Here is a 15,856-nt window from a genome sequence, read left to right as displayed (position 1 = left end):
ACATTCTTATGGTGTCTTTATCAACATATATTTTTATATTAATTATGCTTTAGTATATACTTTTAGTAATTCTTCACCTAAAAATTGTAACTGTTCGCCAACAGTACATGATTCAATACAAAATTTATGAGCACCGGATTTTCCCCGCTCTTTTCGCATTTGTTTTTTTGCCAAACAGCCTTCGCAATAGTTTTCTAATAATTCATCGATTTCTTTTACTATGGTGCTCTGCTCGATCAAATGGAATCACCTCATTTTGCAGTATTTTTCTATTCTACTACCGAAATTTTGAAAGTCAAGTGATATAGTAAATAATATAAGCAAGTAAGCCATTACTATGCACCGTTTTCAAATTTACATCAATTTTACTTTCTATGTGTTAATATTCAAGTATAGAACTTGGAAGTGGTGATAAAATGTTAGAAGTATATATCGACGCAGCTAGTGCAGGAAATCCCGGACCTAGTGCTATTGGCATTTATATAAAAGGCGAAGGTCACCAAGTGAAAATTAGTGAGTCTGTTGGTATTACGAATAACCACATAGCTGAATTTATGGCTCTTATCCGAGGATTGCAAGAAGCAGCTAAATTATCTAAAGGCATTATTTCAGTGCGTTCTGACTCCAAAATTGTTGTATCATCAATCGAAAAAGAATTTGTAAAGAATGACGAATATAAGCCCTATTTACAACAAGCATTAACACTTATAGAGCGATTCGAGTTATTCTTTATAAAATGGATACCTGATTCCCAAAACAAAGCAGCAGATGCCCTTGCTCGACAAGGCATTCAAAAAACGAAAAAGCAATAAGATATAAAAAGACTTAATAGCGCCCATTAGCTATTAAGCCTTTTACTTATTCAATAATATTCATTAATGCACCTATCGCTCCGCTAAATCCATGATCCTGTAAGAAAATAGGTGTTTTCTTTTTTAGAATAGTATAATTTGCAATGATATCTCGAAGTTTTTCATTGTTATCTAGTGTAGTACCAATATATATTATATGTTCTGTATCCATTTGTTCTGCTAATTGAATACTTAATGTCGTAATAACTTCGCCTACTAAACCTTGAACTGTTGCTAACACATCTTCTGTTTCGTAATTTGTTTCATCATTAATGCCGACTTTTCCAAAATTACTTGCAGTTAAAGTAGGTTGAAGCTCAGTTGGTGAATCCATCCCCTGGTAAATATCTTGAACTAATAAATCAATCCCTTGTCGATTGCCTTTTTTAGCAAGATGCAAAACTTCCTCATAATTGTGAACGCCTGTTGTTAGCGATGCAAGTCCAATTAGTGTCCCACCACCAACGCCAGTACCACCAATTCGCATATGTTTTTCAGCATCCATATAATGGATTGAGGTTCCTGTACCGATATTCGTAATAATACTTTTATCAAAAGAATAGCCTTCTTTTTCTAATTGATATCGAACTCCTTTTAATGTTGCCTCAAACTCCACTATATAATGGATAGAATTGACCTTATCAAGTAGAACTTTAACTTGTTCTGTACGTCCACCTGTTAAACCAATTTCATCAATATCATGTTGGTTAATCCAATCTAATACATTTGGTAAATCATTCGATGGGAAATGTTGCAATTGAATCTCGTGCTGATCGTTCATATATGCTAGTTTAGTAAGTGTTCCCCCAGCGTCAATGCCTATTGTATTTGTCATCAAAATCTGCCCCTTCTTAATCGCCCATTAATACTTTACTCGGTTATTACTTTTTAAGCAATGCACCATTCTATATATTGAAAATGCTAATTGAGTCAATTTTACATTTATAGTTTTTACTATTTAAAAGAGAAGTTTCTATCTACACATTTATAAATAATAGTTTGAATTTCTAAATTCTAATTAATATTCTTGTTCTAATCAAACTATAAACAATGAACAAATCTATCATTACACATCCATTAAACTGTTATCGTTTAATTTATTTCTCAAATAAAAAATTCACATTTTAGACAAAATTATTTACCTATTATAGCACATTGGCTTTGTTTTGAAAATGCTTTCATAGATGTAAATGATAAAATAATAGACATCTAATTATTTTTGCAGAATAATAAGATATGTGTAATTATTTTCTTTTTGGGGTGAACTTTTTCAATGCAACTACAGAATAGCTTAAAAAACGAAGAAAAGTATAAAAGGATTGCTCAAGAAAGGGAACTAATTCTTTCTAAAGCAAATAAAAATTTATCCACTGTTTTTTGTCTTAACTTAGAACATACTTTTAAGTATGAACGTATTATTCGTACACTGCAAAGAGGTGCTAAGTTAGAGTTAAACAAACACCACGATGAAATTGAAGTGAAATCTGGTTTTCATATTGTCGGCAGCATTCCAGAAAATGCAGCAAAAGAAATTAATCAATTAATGTCAGAAAGACGTAGTTACAATGCTATTATCTTAAGTATTCTCGGTAGAGATGGTACTGATTTTCAAACATCTACTATTATAGAAAATGGACAAGAAAAGACCATTAAACATTTAGGAATAGAAATTTTAATCGAATTTCCTATGATATAGTTGATTTCCACTCTTATTCCTATTAAAAGCCCCTCATTATAAGAGCGGGCTTTTATTAATGTAAAATTGTACTGACTTGTTGACAACAATTCATATTTTATTACATAAAATATTCGAGCATTTGAGTCTTTTTATCAAAAGAAATTAGTTTTTATAATGATTTGATTTTCTATTTTAGAAATTTTGATATACGATATAGATAATGTTTTATTTATTAAACGGAGGAAATTGCAAGTGACACAACAAAAAGAACTTTATAAAGAAGCAATGGCAGTTTTAAAAAAGACTAGTCGAACTTTCTTCATCCCCATTACATTTTTAGAAAAAGACCTAAAAACTACTGTAGGAACAGCTTATTTATGCATGAGAGCCATCGATGAAATAGAAGATCATGAGGAATTGCCTAACCATATTAAAACAGAGCTATTAAACGAAACAAGTAAATTATTGTTAAAGCCTTTTGACAATGATGCTTACATGAAATTATTAGAACCTTACAAAGATCAATTACCGGAAGTAACATTACGGCTGAGTGATTGGTTAACTCTATGCCCTGAGGAAATTCGTGAAACTGTTGCAGCTTCAACTAGTGAAATGGCAGAAGGAATGGCGAAATGGGCGTCTAAAGAATGGATTGTCAAAACGAAAGAAGATTTAGATGAATACACCTATTATGTTGCTGGTCTTGTTGGTGTTATGCTATCAGATATTTGGTGCTGGGGTGCTGGTATCGAAACAAATCGAGAACTTGCGATAGGCTATGGCCGAGGATTACAAGCTGTCAATATTTTACGCAATCAATCTGAAGATCAAGAACGTGGAGTAAGCTTTGTCCCAGAAGGATGGACAAGAGAAGATTTGTTCAATTATGCAGAAGAAAATTTAGCTAAAGCGGATGAATACAATAAAAGTATTTCAAAACGCAGTATTTTAATGTTTTGTAAAATTCCTCTTGCATTAGCACATAAAACACTCGACACAATGCGAAAAGGAAATAAAAAAATGACGCGTAAGGAAGTCGAACAAACTGTTGAGGAACTAACCGCTGAATAACTTAGATTTTAAGACAAAAGAAAACTGACTCTAACCGGTCTGTTTTCTTTTGTCTTTTAAATTTACTATTTGATATTGGTTACTACATAATCACATAATTTACGGAAGTTAGTGATAAATCTTTCATTTGACTCTTTTGACCTTTTTTTCGGCCCTTTTGTTCTTCCACCAGCCTGACGAATTTTTTGGTTGATATGACGCGAATATAGAAGTTGATCTATATTTTCAGACGTATATTGTAGACCATTTTGATTCATAACATAGCCACCTTTTGCTAACACCATAGCGGCAAGACCATAATCCTGTGTTATTGAAATATCCCCTTTTTGTAGTTGATTAACTAGTGCAAAGTCAACTGCATCTGCACCTTTAGAAACTATTACCGTTTTAATACCTTCTATTTCAAATCGATGTGAGGTATCACAAAAAATAATTACTTCTAATTGGAACTCTTTTGCAATTTGAATGGCCTCTTTAACGACAGGACACCCATCGGCATCTATACATATTTTTGACATTTGTCGTACCTCCTATATATAGTTTACCTTATTTAATCGTACATAATAATGCTTAATTGCCACAATTGTTAGCGCTTTCTGGTTAAAAATTCAGTTAATTTCGTATTTTTATAATATTAAGTGATTGAAAATTCATATGATTAAGTCTAAAATACAAATATACTTTACTAATACTTCATGGGGGTTTTCAAAATGGTCACAACAATGTCAGATTCACAAAAAGTAGCAACTGAATATATTGATTCAGTGTATAACAACCTTAAAGAAAAACACGGGCATGAACCAGAATTTTTACAAGCAGTTAAAGAAATTCTATATTCTTTAACACCCGTATTTGCACAACGTCCTGAGTATATGAAAGCAAGTCTTTTAGAAAGAATCGTTGAACCAGAACGTGTAGTAAAATTCCGTGTATCTTGGGAAGATGATCATGGTAAAATTCAAGTTAACCGTGGCTATCGAGTTCAATATAGCTCAGCAATCGGACCTTACAAAGGTGGCCTACGCTTCCATCCATCTGTTAACGAAAGTATTATCAAATTCTTAGGTTTTGAGCAAATTTTCAAAAACTCATTAACAGGTCAACCAATTGGTGGTGCAAAAGGCGGTTCAGACTTCGATCCAAAAGGTAAATCAGATGCTGAAATCATGCGTTTTTGTCAAGCATTTATGACCGAATTACATAAATATATTGGACCTGACGTTGACGTGCCAGCTGGTGATATTGGTGTAGGAGCTCGTGAAATTGGTTTCTTATTTGGTCAGTATAACCGTATCCGTGGAGCATATGAACCAGGTGTTATTACTGGTAAGTTACCACGTTTTGGAGGTTCTTTAGCTCGAAAAGAAGCAACTGGTTATGGATGTGTTTACTTCGTACAAGAAATGCTAAAAGAAATAAACATGACATTTGATGGTGCAACTGTTGTCGTTTCAGGTTCAGGAAATGTTTCAACATATGCGATTGAAAAAGCACAACAATTAGGTGCAAAAGTTGTTGCATGTTCTGATTCAAACGGTTATATATTTGATTCAAATGGCATCGATTTAGATACAGTTAAAGAAATTAAAGAAGTGCGACATGGTCGTATTAAAGAATATGTTGAAACTCACCCAAATGCAACTTATACAGAAGATTGTCATGGTATTTGGTCTATTCCATGTGATATTGCCCTTCCATGTGCAACACAAAATGAAATAGATGAGGAATCTGCTAAGACACTTGTTAAAAATGGCGTAAAAGCTGTTGGTGAAGGTGCGAATATGCCTTCTACTCTTAAAGCCATCGATGTTTACTTTGAAAATAATGTATTGTTCGCACCTGCTAAAGCTGCAAACGCTGGTGGTGTAGCTGTTTCTGCTCTTGAAATGGCACAAAACAGTATGCGTCTATTCTGGACATTTGAAGAAGTAGATCAAAAATTGCATGACATCATGACATCTATATACAAAAATAGTGTCCAAGCTGCAAAAGAATTTGGTCATGAAGGTAACTTATTAATCGGTGCCAACATCGCAGGATTCTTAAAAGTTGCAGATGCAATGATTGCACAAGGTGTTATCTAATCATTAATAATGTTTTTCTCTTTAGTATAGTAAAGCGGTAAATCCTAATGGGTTTACTGCTTTTTTCGCCATATTTGTCCATTTCAACACTTTTCTCCTCTCTTTAGGCTATTTTTTACTATTATGAATTACAATAACTTACAATAACATGAAAGGGGGTATGGAAAATGGAACTGATTTATAAAGGTACAACCAAAGATGTTTATAAAATTGATGAAAATCATTTTGTTTTACAATTTAAACATGTTTTAAGTGACCAAGGGGTGACAAGTCACAATAATGTTGGAACAACTACTGAAATCATGAACGCAAGTCATAGTTTAACAACATACTTTTATAAAAGATTAAAAGCAATCGATATTCCGACATATTATCTATCTTCAAATATGGAAGAGGCAACAATTACTGTAAAGCCAACTACTCTTATAGGCAATGGCCTTATAGTATTATGTCAGTTTCCAAGTGCTAATACGCTTTGGCATTATGACCAAAATGGTCATGAACTTGAAGATGTTGTATCTATTTCATATTTTGAAGATGAACATCAAAATGATTCTATTGCTAAATCGATTTTATTTGAAAAAGGAATTTTATCCAAAGATGAAGAACGATCATTAGAATTACTTTCTATTGATATTTCGAATTTTGTAAGAACTGAATTGGCCAAAAAAGGTCTAAAACTTCATGAGATAAAGTTAAAGTTTGGCCGTGATACTCAAAATGGTGATTTGCTTTTAATCGATGAAATTTCTGGTCAGAATATCATCGCTTACCAGGATGCCAAATATATTAACCCGCTGTTACTAGACAAGATATTATTAAACAAATAATACATGTAGCCTAACCTTTGTGTTAGGTTTTTTAATTTCTTGTTTTTTCTGAAATATTTTACTTTACTAAATATACGTTTTATAATGAAAATAATTCGTATTACGTAATAAAAGGGAGTGCTATAAATGATTGATAATATTCTTAAACGCAAGGATGTTCCCGTTTCTGAAACTTGGGATTTAACGGATCTTGTAACAAATGAAGAAGCATACAATGAAGGTGTAAAAAAAGTATTTGAAGATGCAAAAAAATTCAATCTTCAATATCAAGGGCATATTACGGATGCAAAGCAAGTAGCTAATGTTATTACCGATTATGAAGCTTTAGTAGAAGCTATAATTCCTTATGGTGCATTTATGTCATTAGATCTTGAAACAGATCAAACAAATGACTTTGCTCAAATGCGTGCTAACAACTTTGGAAATATTTCATCTCAAATTGCTAGTTTAGTATCATTTGTAGATAGTGAAATACTTGCCTTACCGACGGAATTACTAGAAGAAGCTATTCAACTAGCACCAAATTATACACACTATATTAAACGCCTTATTGCAAAAAAAGAACATCAATTACATCCTGAAGCGGAAAAAGCTTTAGCTGCACTTGGTTCTACTTTTGATGCTGCATATGGTATATACAATACTACTAAACTAGTTGATATGAAATTCAAAAACTTCACTGTTGGTGATAAAAGTTATCCACTGAGCTATAACCTTTTCGAAGGAGATTGGGAACTAGAGTCTGATAAGAATATCCGTCGTGAAGCATTCAAAGCATTTTCTGAAAAACTAGCTGACTATCAACATACAACAGCTAAAGCATACAACACACATGTACAAACTGAAAAAACAATTGCTAATTTACGTGGCTACGAATCGGTAATCGATTATCTCCTATTTGACCAAGAGGTAGATCGTGATTTATACAATCGTCAAATTGATGTAATTATGAAGGAATTAGCACCACATATGCGCCGTTATGCAAAACTTCTACAAAAAGAACATGGCTTAGATAAGATGACTTTTGCTGATTTAAAAATCTCCCTAGATCCTGATTATGAGCCATCTATCACTATCCCAGAGTCACGTGATTATATGAAAAAAGCACTTGGAGTTATGGGAGAAGATTATGTAAAAATGATTGATAGTGCATTTGAGGATCGCTGGATAGATTTTGCGAACAACGAAGGAAAATCTACTGGTGCATTTTGTTCTAGTCCATATGGATCCCACTCATATATTTTAATTTCTTGGACTCAACGTATGAATGAGGTTTTTGTATTAGCCCATGAACTAGGCCATGCTGGACATTTTAAAAATGCGCATAAACATCAATCTTATTTCAACAGTGAATCTTCTACTTATTTCGTAGAATCACCATCAACTATGAATGAAATGTTAATGGCCAATTATTTACTTAAAAATTCGAATGATCCACGTTTTAAACGTTGGGTAATTTCAACCATAGTCGCTCGTACTTACTATCATAACTTTGTTACTCACCTTTTAGAAGCTGCATATCAACGAAAAGTTTATGAATTAGTGGATGCTGGTGAAAGTGTTAATGCAACCATTTTAAACGATTTAAAACGCTCCGTTTTAGAAGAGTTCTGGGGAGACGATGTAGAACTTAATAAGGGGGCTGAACTAACTTGGATGCGCCAACCACATTATTATATGGGGTTATATCCTTACACTTACAGCGCAGGGTTAACAATTTCTACACAAGTATCACAACGTATTTTACATGAAGGTCAACCAGCGGTAGATGATTGGTTGAAAGTCTTACAAGCTGGTGGTACTAAGTCACCTGTTGAATTAGCACAAATGGCTGGTGTGGACATTACAACCGATAAACCTCTACAAGATACAATTGCCTTTATCGGCTCATTAATTGATCAATTAGAAGCGTTGACAGAGGAAATCCATCAAGCTAAATAAGGATTATACTCACTACTATAAATTATTAAAACAGAAAGAGATGGCTACCAAATTACTGGTGCCATCTCTTTCTATTTTCAAACATTTATCTTCTTATATTTCTAACTTGACGATTTTTTGTCCATACACCGATGATGATTAATAATACCATACTAATAATTGGTATAAGATGTTCCATCATAGGGAAAGTAGCTTCAACAAGTTGATGACCATACTTATCATCTACAACCATTGTGCCTGCAGTGTAAGCAATTAATAATGCACCAATCCAAATAAGAATTGGAAATTTCTCCATTAACTTAATAATAATTTGGCTACCAAAGACGATTAAAGGAATACTAACAAGTAATCCTAATGCGACAAGGCCAATGTGACCATTCGCAACTCCAGCGATGGCAAGTACATTATCTAAACTCATCACAAAGTCCGCAACAATAATTGTTCGAACTGCTGCAAATAAGTTATTACCACTTTTAACATCTGGATCTTCATCTCCAGATCTTAATAAGTCAAATGCAATGTAAAGTAGCAATAAGCCACCGACTACTTTTACTAACGGTATTTGTAAAAGCCAAACGGCTACAAATGTTAAGACAATCCGTAAACCAATGGCGCCACCTGTACCAAGTAAAATTGCCTTTTTACGTTGTTCTTTTGCTAAATTTCGGCAAGCGAGTGCAATTACGACTGCATTATCCCCACTCAAAACGATATCTAACAAAATAATTGAAGCTATTTTTGCTAGGAATGCTGCTTCCATTTATTCTCCCACTTTCTAAAATCCTATCTTGTACTATTCTACTCTTTTCAACAGAAATGAAAAGGAAAATCTATTGTTTTTTGGAACATATTTATACTTTCTTACTCTAAAACAGTTTACGATTGAGCTATCAATTTTATTCTTTCCTTTACGATATTCGCCTTGTTATTTGTTAAAAATCTCAAATATTTACGATGATTACTTAACAATATTTTATAAACTGTGGCCATTATTTTCAACAACGTGATATGTAAGTATAATAGTTATCCAATGTATCTTACTTGTATTTAGTTTTACCTTGTATATAAACTACTATAAGGAATAAGAATCTTTGGATTTTTCACTCATTTTTCATATATTATTAATTATGTATTTATATTATGCGTTGAAGGAGTGTTTAGAGTGAAACCAAGACTTTTAGTTATGAAAGAGATAGACCATCATTTTCTAGATTATTTATCTAATTATTTTGAAACAGACTACCAACCATCTTTTTCTAGAGAACAATTTCTAACTTCACTAGAAAGTGCACAAGCTATCTTAAATTATGGTATTAAAATTGATGAAGAACTCATTCAACATGCTCCTCGATTAAAACTAGTTAGTAACATAAGTGTTGGATATGATAATTTTGATATTGCTGCAATGAAGAAAGCTGGAATAATTGGTACACATACACCTAATGTATTAAATGACTGTGTGGTAGATTTAACATTTGGTCTTATGTTAAATACCTCTAGAAGAATCAGTGAACTTGCCTCTACTATTAAAAGGAAAAAGTGGACTATAAAAGATGATGTAAATTATTATGGACTTGATGTACACCACAAAAAATTAGGCATTATTGGACTGGGACGTATTGGTGAAGAACTAGCTAGACGTGCTAAACTTGGGTTTTCAATGGATGTTAGTTATTATAATCGTCGTAAAAAGAGTGAATTAGAGAATGAAAATATTTTATGGAAACCACTAGATCAACTTCTAGAAGAATCTGATTTTGTTGTTCTACTAACACCACTTACTGAAGAAACAAGGAATTTAATGAATGCTTCTAAGTTTGAAAAGATGAAAAAAACAGCGATATTCATTAATATGTCAAGAGGTGCGACGGTAGACGAAAAAGCACTGTATAATGCGTTAAAAAATCATGATATTTACGCAGCTGCTTCGGACGTATTTGTTCATGAACCTATAAACAATGATAACCCATTGCTTGAATTAGATAACTTTACAGCAACCCCACATATAGGTTCCGCTACGCAAGAAACTAGAAACGCCATGACAAAACTAGCTATAGAAAATACGATAGAGGTCTTAATTAACGGAAAAATGCAAAATGTGGTGCCTGAGCTTCAAATGCTTTTAAAATAAGTGTAGGATTTATCAAGAGGAGTTTGATATCTTCAATACACTAAATTGTAGTGTATAATTAAAAGAAGTTCTTATTAGTTTTTAAAGTAAAGGAAGTTTGTATATATGGAAGCAAAAAATCCAGGAAAATTAACTGAAGATGAATTAGCAGTATATGAATTTGCACTTCGAGATGAATTTAATGGTATGCACATTCCTCCTGAAAAGCAGGAATATTACCTTGAAAAAATTCTAAAATCAAACGAAGAGTGCATCTTGCATTTAAGAAAAAAAGGTGCCATAGCTATCTCAAGAGAAGTTGTCACTGAAGACAATATTTTCGGAGCATAATATCTTCATTAACACCGATGATGGAAGTAAAAGGTCAAGTACTACGACTATACAGTAGTAACTTGACCTTTTTACTATTTTTTGAATTTAGGATAACCAATTAGTATCGCTACAATTGCGCAAATCCCCATTAAAATTGGATAATATGAATATTGCAACATATCAATAGTTGAAATCCCTGCTACACTTGCAGCTGCTAATAATTGTGGCGAATAAGGTAAAAATCCTTGCCAAACACTCGCAAAAATATCTAATAAGCTGGCTGATTTTCGATGATCAACTTGATATTGATCAGCAATATTTTTGGCAATTGGACCAGTCATTAAGATTGAAATTGTATTATTTACTGTTGAAATATCTGTCACACTAACCAGTGAGGCAATTCCAAACTCTGCTCCCTTTTTCGAACGAATACGTGTTGAAATCGTATAAAGTAAATATTGAATACCACCATTATGTTGTATTAATGCAACTAAACCACTAATTAGAATAGCAATAATTGCAATATCCTCCATTCCTATCATTCCCTCACTTACTGCTTTGATGAATGAAAGGAACGTTAACTTACCATTGATAAAACCAACAATAGCTGAAGCGATAATACCTCCGATTAAAACTTTTAATACATCAACACCGATTAATGCAACGATCAATACAAACAGGTAAGGTATGACAGAAATAATGGAATAATCATAATTTCCTTGTAAGGATTGACTCTTTCCCATAGTCATTAAAGCTATTATGATTGCAGTAACCATGGCTGCCGGTAGGACGATACGTAAATTCACTTTAAATTTATCCTTCATATCTGTTCCCTGTGTACGAACTGCAGCAATGGTGGTGTCTGAAATAATGGATAAATTATCGCCAAACATCGCTCCTCCAACAACAGTTGCCATAGCTAGTCCCATTGATATACCAGTAGCATCAGCAATTCCAACACCAATTGGCGCTAATGCAACTACTGTTCCCATTGATGTCCCCATTGAAAGTGAGATAAAACATCCAATGATAAATAAGCCAACTAATAAGAAGTTCTCTGGCAAATATGACAACCCTAAATTTACAGTTGACTCTACTGCTCCCATTTCTTTAGCTACGCTTGAAAAGGCTCCTGCTAATACAAATATAACGACCATTAGCATTACATTTGCATTGCCTGCTCCTTTTGTGAAAATTTCAATTTTTTTCGTCATCTTCTCTTGACGATTCATCATAAATGATAGTATACAACTAACTCCTACGGCAACATTTAATGGCATAGCCGTAAAATCTTTTGTTACTATACCTGTTCCTATAAATAAAAGTACAAATACAACAAAAGGAAGTAACGCCCATTTATTGCCCTTTTCAATATGTTCCATGTATAAAAAAATACCTCCATCTTAACAAAAAGCGTATCAAAAATTTACTAGAGACAAATTTAATCATACTGAAAAGACGTTAATTTGTAAATTTTTTATGTCTTTTGAAAATTCATATTTTCATATTTATTTCTAGTTATACTGTTATTGATAACTTTAATAAAAAAGATATCTCAATAAATAGTGAGATATCTCTTTTGGTCCTTTAAATAGATATTCCTGAAAATGCACTATACAACAATAAACCCAAAATACCTATTACTACTATTAGCAAGAAAGTCGGGATAAAAATTGTAAAAAATGCTTTCCAATTCGAAAATCGATGTGCAACAGCAATACCAGCTATATTAATCACTAATGACCAGACTGAAACAATTGTGCTGATTAGAAGTGAAGCAAAAGCGGCAATATTTAATATAATCGTTGATGATTCATAGTTTGTATCAAAAAAGGTTTGAGGCGAATTTGCCATCCAAACAATCAGAAATGGAGTTATCGCTATTGATGGAATAGAGGAAACACTTGTTACTTTCCAAATATCCTCAAAACTACCCTTACCACCGAAGATTTTACCTACGATCCAAGTAACAGCTGTACCAATGGCAACACTAACTGCACCTATAAAAGGTCCTGTAATAATACATGCCAAAAGCAATAACCATGTTTGAAAAGAGGGATAGAGCTTTGTATCTTCTAATTCTGAAATTCCCGTAGCAATTCCACCCAATAAAATAAATCCAATTGTATAGGTCCAATTTTTATGTTCTAGTATGAATTGGGCAGTTTTTTTAGGATGAAGCCAAATTGAGAAAAAGGGCTGAATCTTATAATCTGTTCGCTTTTCTTGAGGCTGGTTCATTAATTCTATTTTCTCTCCTTGCAGCAATATATTTTAATAGAGTGATTTGATTTAAATATGAAAGTTATAATAATATTTCATTAAAATAAGGTCCTATATGTTCGATATAGAGATTTGCGTCCTGTTTTGAATTTAAGGTTAAAAGTGTACGATACCCATCCACCTTAAGTGTTGCTCCAATATTATACTGATCTAATTTTTCTTGTAGCTGCTCTTTCGTAAGGATATGGAAATGCTCTAGAACCCCAATTTCAAGCAAGTCGAATGGTTCTCCTTTTTCATTTACTGCATAAATTTTTTCTACTTTTTGAGTATCTCTTGCAATAAGAATTTGGCTAACACGAAATTTATTTTCCAAAATATTCATCTACTTTCTAGTATTTTACCAATAACTTTTATTATATTTTCTTACCTATTTTCATATATTTATTATTATAGCAAAGCTATTTATAAAATATCTACTTTGCTAAATACCTTCCTACTCTCAATCCTGTAAAAAGACATCCACCTAAGAAAGTACCCTCTAACGAACGATATCCATGTACCCCTCCACCACCAAAGCCAGCAACTTCTCCTGCAGCAAATAGTCCAGGAATGGGTTCTCCTGCATGATTAAGTACTGCCCCATTTAAATCTGTTTGCAATCCACCTAGAGTTTTACGGGTTAAAATATTCAGTCGTACGGCTATTAACGGTCCACAAGAAGGATCTAATAGTTTGTGCGGTTTCGAAACACGTATTAATTTGTCTCCTATATATTTACGTGCACAGAAGATGGCATTGATTTGTGCATCTTTTGTAAATGGATTATCTAGTTCTCTATCACGTGCTATAATCTGTTCTTTAATATTGATAAAATCTAGAAGATTATTACCTACTAGTTTATTCATACCTTCAACTAGTTCTTTAACATTATTGGCAACGACAAAATCTTCTCCTCGTTCTTTAAACGCTTGTACTGGTGCTGGTGGTCCTGGTAATATTCGTTTTAATACCTGCTTAATACTTTTATTTGTTAAGTCTGGATTCTGTTCAGATCCAGATAACGCAAATTCCTTTTCAATAATTTTTTCTGTTAGGATAAACCAGGAATAATCATAGCCTGTCTTTTGAATTGCTTCTAGTGTACTCAACGTATCAAATCCTGGGAAATTAGGAGCATGGAAGCGATTTCCTTTTGCATCAATCCAAAGAGAAGACGGTCCTGGCAATATACGTATACCATGGTTTTTCCAAATTGGATTCCAATTCTTCAACCCTTCCGTATAATGCCACATGCGATCACGATTAACGATGCGCCCTCCTACCTTCTCTGATACGGCCAACATTTTCCCATCCACAAACGCAGGAACTCCAGCAATCATATTTTGAGGTGGGGAGCTAAGACGTGAGGGCCAATTTTGACGTACGAGTTCTAGGTTCGCTCCGATACCTCCACTTGCCACAATCACAGCATCAGCGTAATGATAAAATTCCCCTACTATCTCTCGTGACGTTTCTTGACCACGTGGGGTATTATCTTCAGCTAGTATTGTACCTGCTATTCCTACAACGGTGCCATTCTTTGCAATGAGTTCAGTTACTTGATGGCGCGGTTTAAAATCGAGTAATCCTGCAACTCTTGCACTTTGTACTCGCTTTAAAAAAGGTTCTAATAATCCTGGACCTGTCCCCCAAGTAATATGAAATCTTGGCACTGAATTTCCATGTCCATCTGCAAAGGAACCTCCTCTTTCTGCCCAACCAACGACTGGAAATAGCTTGATACCTTTTTCTTTAAGCCAACTATACTTTTCACCTGCTGCAAATTCGACATATGCTTTTGCCCATCGATATGCAAAAGCATCTTCGTCTTCTAAGCGATCAAATCCTGCTGTACCTTGCCAATCTTGCCAAGCAAGTTCAAAACTATCCTTCACACCTAATCGGCGTTGCTCCGGTGTATCAACAAAAAATAATCCCCCAAATGACCAAAAAGCTTGACCACCTAGTGATTGTTCTCCTTCCTGATCAACCAATAACACCTTCTTTCCAGCATCCACTAATTCACTAGCTGCTGTTAAACCTGCAAGACCCGAACCTATTATGATTACATCGTACTTCAGTATTTTCCCTCCTTCTATTCAATTCTCGCTATCTATCTTGATATTATTATATTTTCATCTTTTGCTTAGCATGAATTAATATAGGATAAAACAGGAGGACCTCAAGAAGGAGGAATGATAATTTAATCAATAAAACATTTCTTGTATTTCATTTTAAAGTAGTAAGGCAATTGTCCATAAAGAAAATTATTGATTTTCCCCCCATTAGTATAGGACCGAATAATGAAAAAAAGCCAAGAAAGCATTTGCTTCCTTGACTTTTTCTACGAGTAAATATTTATGACCCCTACGGGATTCGAACCCATGTTACCTCCGTGAAAGGGAGGTGTCTTAACCACTTGACCAAGGGGCCAATATAATGGCGGAGAAGGAGGGATTTGAACCCTCGCACCGGTTACCCGATCTACACCCTTAGCAGGGGCGCCTCTTCAGCCACTTGAGTACTTCTCCATATGGCTCCGAAGGTAGGACTCGAACCTACGACCCTCTGATTAACAGTCAGATGCTACTACCAACTGAGCTACTTCGGAATAACAATGGTGCCGGCGAAAGGAGTCGAACCCTCGACCTACTGATTACAAGTCAGTTGCTCTACCAACTGAGCTACACCGG

16 protein-coding genes and 3 tRNA genes are annotated in these 15,856 nt (G+C 33.9%); 8 read left to right on the top strand and 11 right to left on the bottom strand.

From position 1 onward, the window contains the following. Positions 1-42: 42 nt before the first annotated feature. Positions 43-237, bottom strand: coding sequence for a zinc-finger domain-containing protein (locus tag Q0977_RS13670; protein WP_119416101.1), 195 nt, complete (start codon positions 235-237; stop codon positions 43-45). Between the two features lie 179 nt (positions 238-416). On the opposite strand from Q0977_RS13670, the gene Q0977_RS13665 reads away from it, so the two are divergent. Beyond that, positions 417-812: a ribonuclease HI family protein gene (locus tag Q0977_RS13665; protein WP_119416085.1), complete on the top strand. Its 396-nt coding sequence runs from the start codon at positions 417-419 to the stop codon at positions 810-812. A gap of 46 nt (positions 813-858) precedes the next feature. Here Q0977_RS13665 and coaW read toward each other — a convergent pair whose 3' ends face one another. Then, entirely contained in the window at positions 859-1,686 is an 828-nt protein-coding gene (coaW, locus tag Q0977_RS13660) for a type II pantothenate kinase (RefSeq protein WP_119416086.1), read from the bottom strand. A 438-nt stretch (positions 1,687-2,124) separates the two neighbouring features. Between coaW and Q0977_RS13655 the strand changes: the two genes are divergently transcribed. Together Q0977_RS13655 and Q0977_RS13650 are read left to right on the top strand one after the other, a co-directional pair. Then, the gene (locus Q0977_RS13655) at positions 2,125-2,547 is read left to right on the top strand and encodes a hypothetical protein (protein ID WP_124218345.1); all 423 of its coding nucleotides are present in this window, start codon (positions 2,125-2,127) and stop codon (positions 2,545-2,547) included. Between the two features lie 234 nt (positions 2,548-2,781). Beyond that, the gene (locus Q0977_RS13650) at positions 2,782-3,600 is read left to right on the top strand and encodes a squalene/phytoene synthase family protein (protein ID WP_199670738.1); all 819 of its coding nucleotides are present in this window, start codon (positions 2,782-2,784) and stop codon (positions 3,598-3,600) included. Between the two features lie 65 nt (positions 3,601-3,665). Here Q0977_RS13650 and Q0977_RS13645 read toward each other — a convergent pair whose 3' ends face one another. Beyond that, positions 3,666-4,118 carry a YaiI/YqxD family protein gene (locus tag Q0977_RS13645; RefSeq protein ID WP_119416088.1) on the bottom strand — a complete coding sequence of 151 codons (453 nt, stop codon included), beginning with the start codon at positions 4,116-4,118 and terminating at the stop codon, positions 3,666-3,668. Between the two features lie 192 nt (positions 4,119-4,310). On the opposite strand from Q0977_RS13645, the gene gdhA reads away from it, so the two are divergent. The 3 genes from gdhA (at position 4,311) to pepF (ending at position 8,455) form a co-directional block, all read left to right on the top strand. Next, positions 4,311-5,684: an NADP-specific glutamate dehydrogenase gene (gene gdhA / locus Q0977_RS13640; protein ID WP_199670739.1), complete on the top strand. Its 1,374-nt coding sequence runs from the start codon at positions 4,311-4,313 to the stop codon at positions 5,682-5,684. 167 nt (positions 5,685-5,851) lie between these two features. Further along, positions 5,852-6,514 carry a phosphoribosylaminoimidazolesuccinocarboxamide synthase gene (locus tag Q0977_RS13635; RefSeq protein WP_299514990.1) on the top strand — a complete coding sequence of 221 codons (663 nt, stop codon included), beginning with the start codon at positions 5,852-5,854 and terminating at the stop codon, positions 6,512-6,514. Between the two features lie 126 nt (positions 6,515-6,640). Next, the gene (gene pepF, locus Q0977_RS13630; RefSeq protein ID WP_119416090.1) at positions 6,641-8,455 is read left to right on the top strand and encodes an oligoendopeptidase F; all 1,815 of its coding nucleotides are present in this window, start codon (positions 6,641-6,643) and stop codon (positions 8,453-8,455) included. An 85-nt stretch (positions 8,456-8,540) separates the two neighbouring features. Here pepF and Q0977_RS13625 read toward each other — a convergent pair whose 3' ends face one another. Beyond that, on the bottom strand, positions 8,541-9,215 hold the full coding sequence (locus tag Q0977_RS13625) for a TerC family protein (protein ID WP_119416091.1): 675 nt from the start codon (positions 9,213-9,215) through the stop codon (positions 8,541-8,543). Positions 9,216-9,617: 402 nt separating this feature from the next. On the opposite strand from Q0977_RS13625, the gene Q0977_RS13620 reads away from it, so the two are divergent. Both Q0977_RS13620 and Q0977_RS13615 read left to right on the top strand, forming a co-directional pair. Beyond that, positions 9,618-10,586 (top strand): D-glycerate dehydrogenase, encoded by a 969-nt coding sequence (locus tag Q0977_RS13620; protein ID WP_299514984.1) that lies wholly within the window; start codon positions 9,618-9,620, stop codon positions 10,584-10,586. 105 nt (positions 10,587-10,691) lie between these two features. Next, positions 10,692-10,916 carry a hypothetical protein gene (locus Q0977_RS13615; protein ID WP_119416093.1) on the top strand — a complete coding sequence of 75 codons (225 nt, stop codon included), beginning with the start codon at positions 10,692-10,694 and terminating at the stop codon, positions 10,914-10,916. A gap of 74 nt (positions 10,917-10,990) precedes the next feature. Here Q0977_RS13615 and Q0977_RS13610 read toward each other — a convergent pair whose 3' ends face one another. From Q0977_RS13610 to Q0977_RS13580, 7 genes are all read right to left on the bottom strand, one after another. Then, positions 10,991-12,280: a Na+/H+ antiporter NhaC family protein gene (locus Q0977_RS13610; protein ID WP_119416094.1), complete on the bottom strand. Its 1,290-nt coding sequence runs from the start codon at positions 12,278-12,280 to the stop codon at positions 10,991-10,993. A gap of 205 nt (positions 12,281-12,485) precedes the next feature. Next, a complete protein-coding gene (locus Q0977_RS13605; RefSeq protein WP_119416095.1) occupies positions 12,486-13,139 on the bottom strand; it encodes a Yip1 family protein in 654 nt (217 codons plus the stop codon). A 64-nt stretch (positions 13,140-13,203) separates the two neighbouring features. After that, the gene (locus Q0977_RS13600; RefSeq protein ID WP_119416096.1) at positions 13,204-13,497 is read right to left on the bottom strand and encodes a hypothetical protein; all 294 of its coding nucleotides are present in this window, start codon (positions 13,495-13,497) and stop codon (positions 13,204-13,206) included. Positions 13,498-13,597: 100 nt separating this feature from the next. After that, positions 13,598-15,244 carry an FAD-binding dehydrogenase gene (locus tag Q0977_RS13595; RefSeq protein ID WP_299515058.1) on the bottom strand — a complete coding sequence of 549 codons (1,647 nt, stop codon included), beginning with the start codon at positions 15,242-15,244 and terminating at the stop codon, positions 13,598-13,600. 280 nt (positions 15,245-15,524) lie between these two features. Further along, a tRNA-Glu gene (locus tag Q0977_RS13590) sits at positions 15,525-15,596 on the bottom strand. Positions 15,597-15,603: 7 nt separating this feature from the next. Beyond that, positions 15,604-15,694, bottom strand: a tRNA-Ser gene (locus Q0977_RS13585). Between the two features lie 3 nt (positions 15,695-15,697). Continuing rightward, positions 15,698-15,774, bottom strand: a tRNA-Asn gene (locus Q0977_RS13580). Positions 15,775-15,856: the final 82 nt, after the last annotated feature.

This window comes from uncultured Rummeliibacillus sp., assembly GCF_934216135.1.
In the GTDB taxonomy this organism is placed as follows: Bacteria; Bacillota; Bacilli; order Bacillales_A; family Planococcaceae; genus Rummeliibacillus.
The sequence above is the reverse complement of the archived record's forward strand: the minus strand, read 5'-3'. Positions and strand labels throughout refer to the sequence as shown.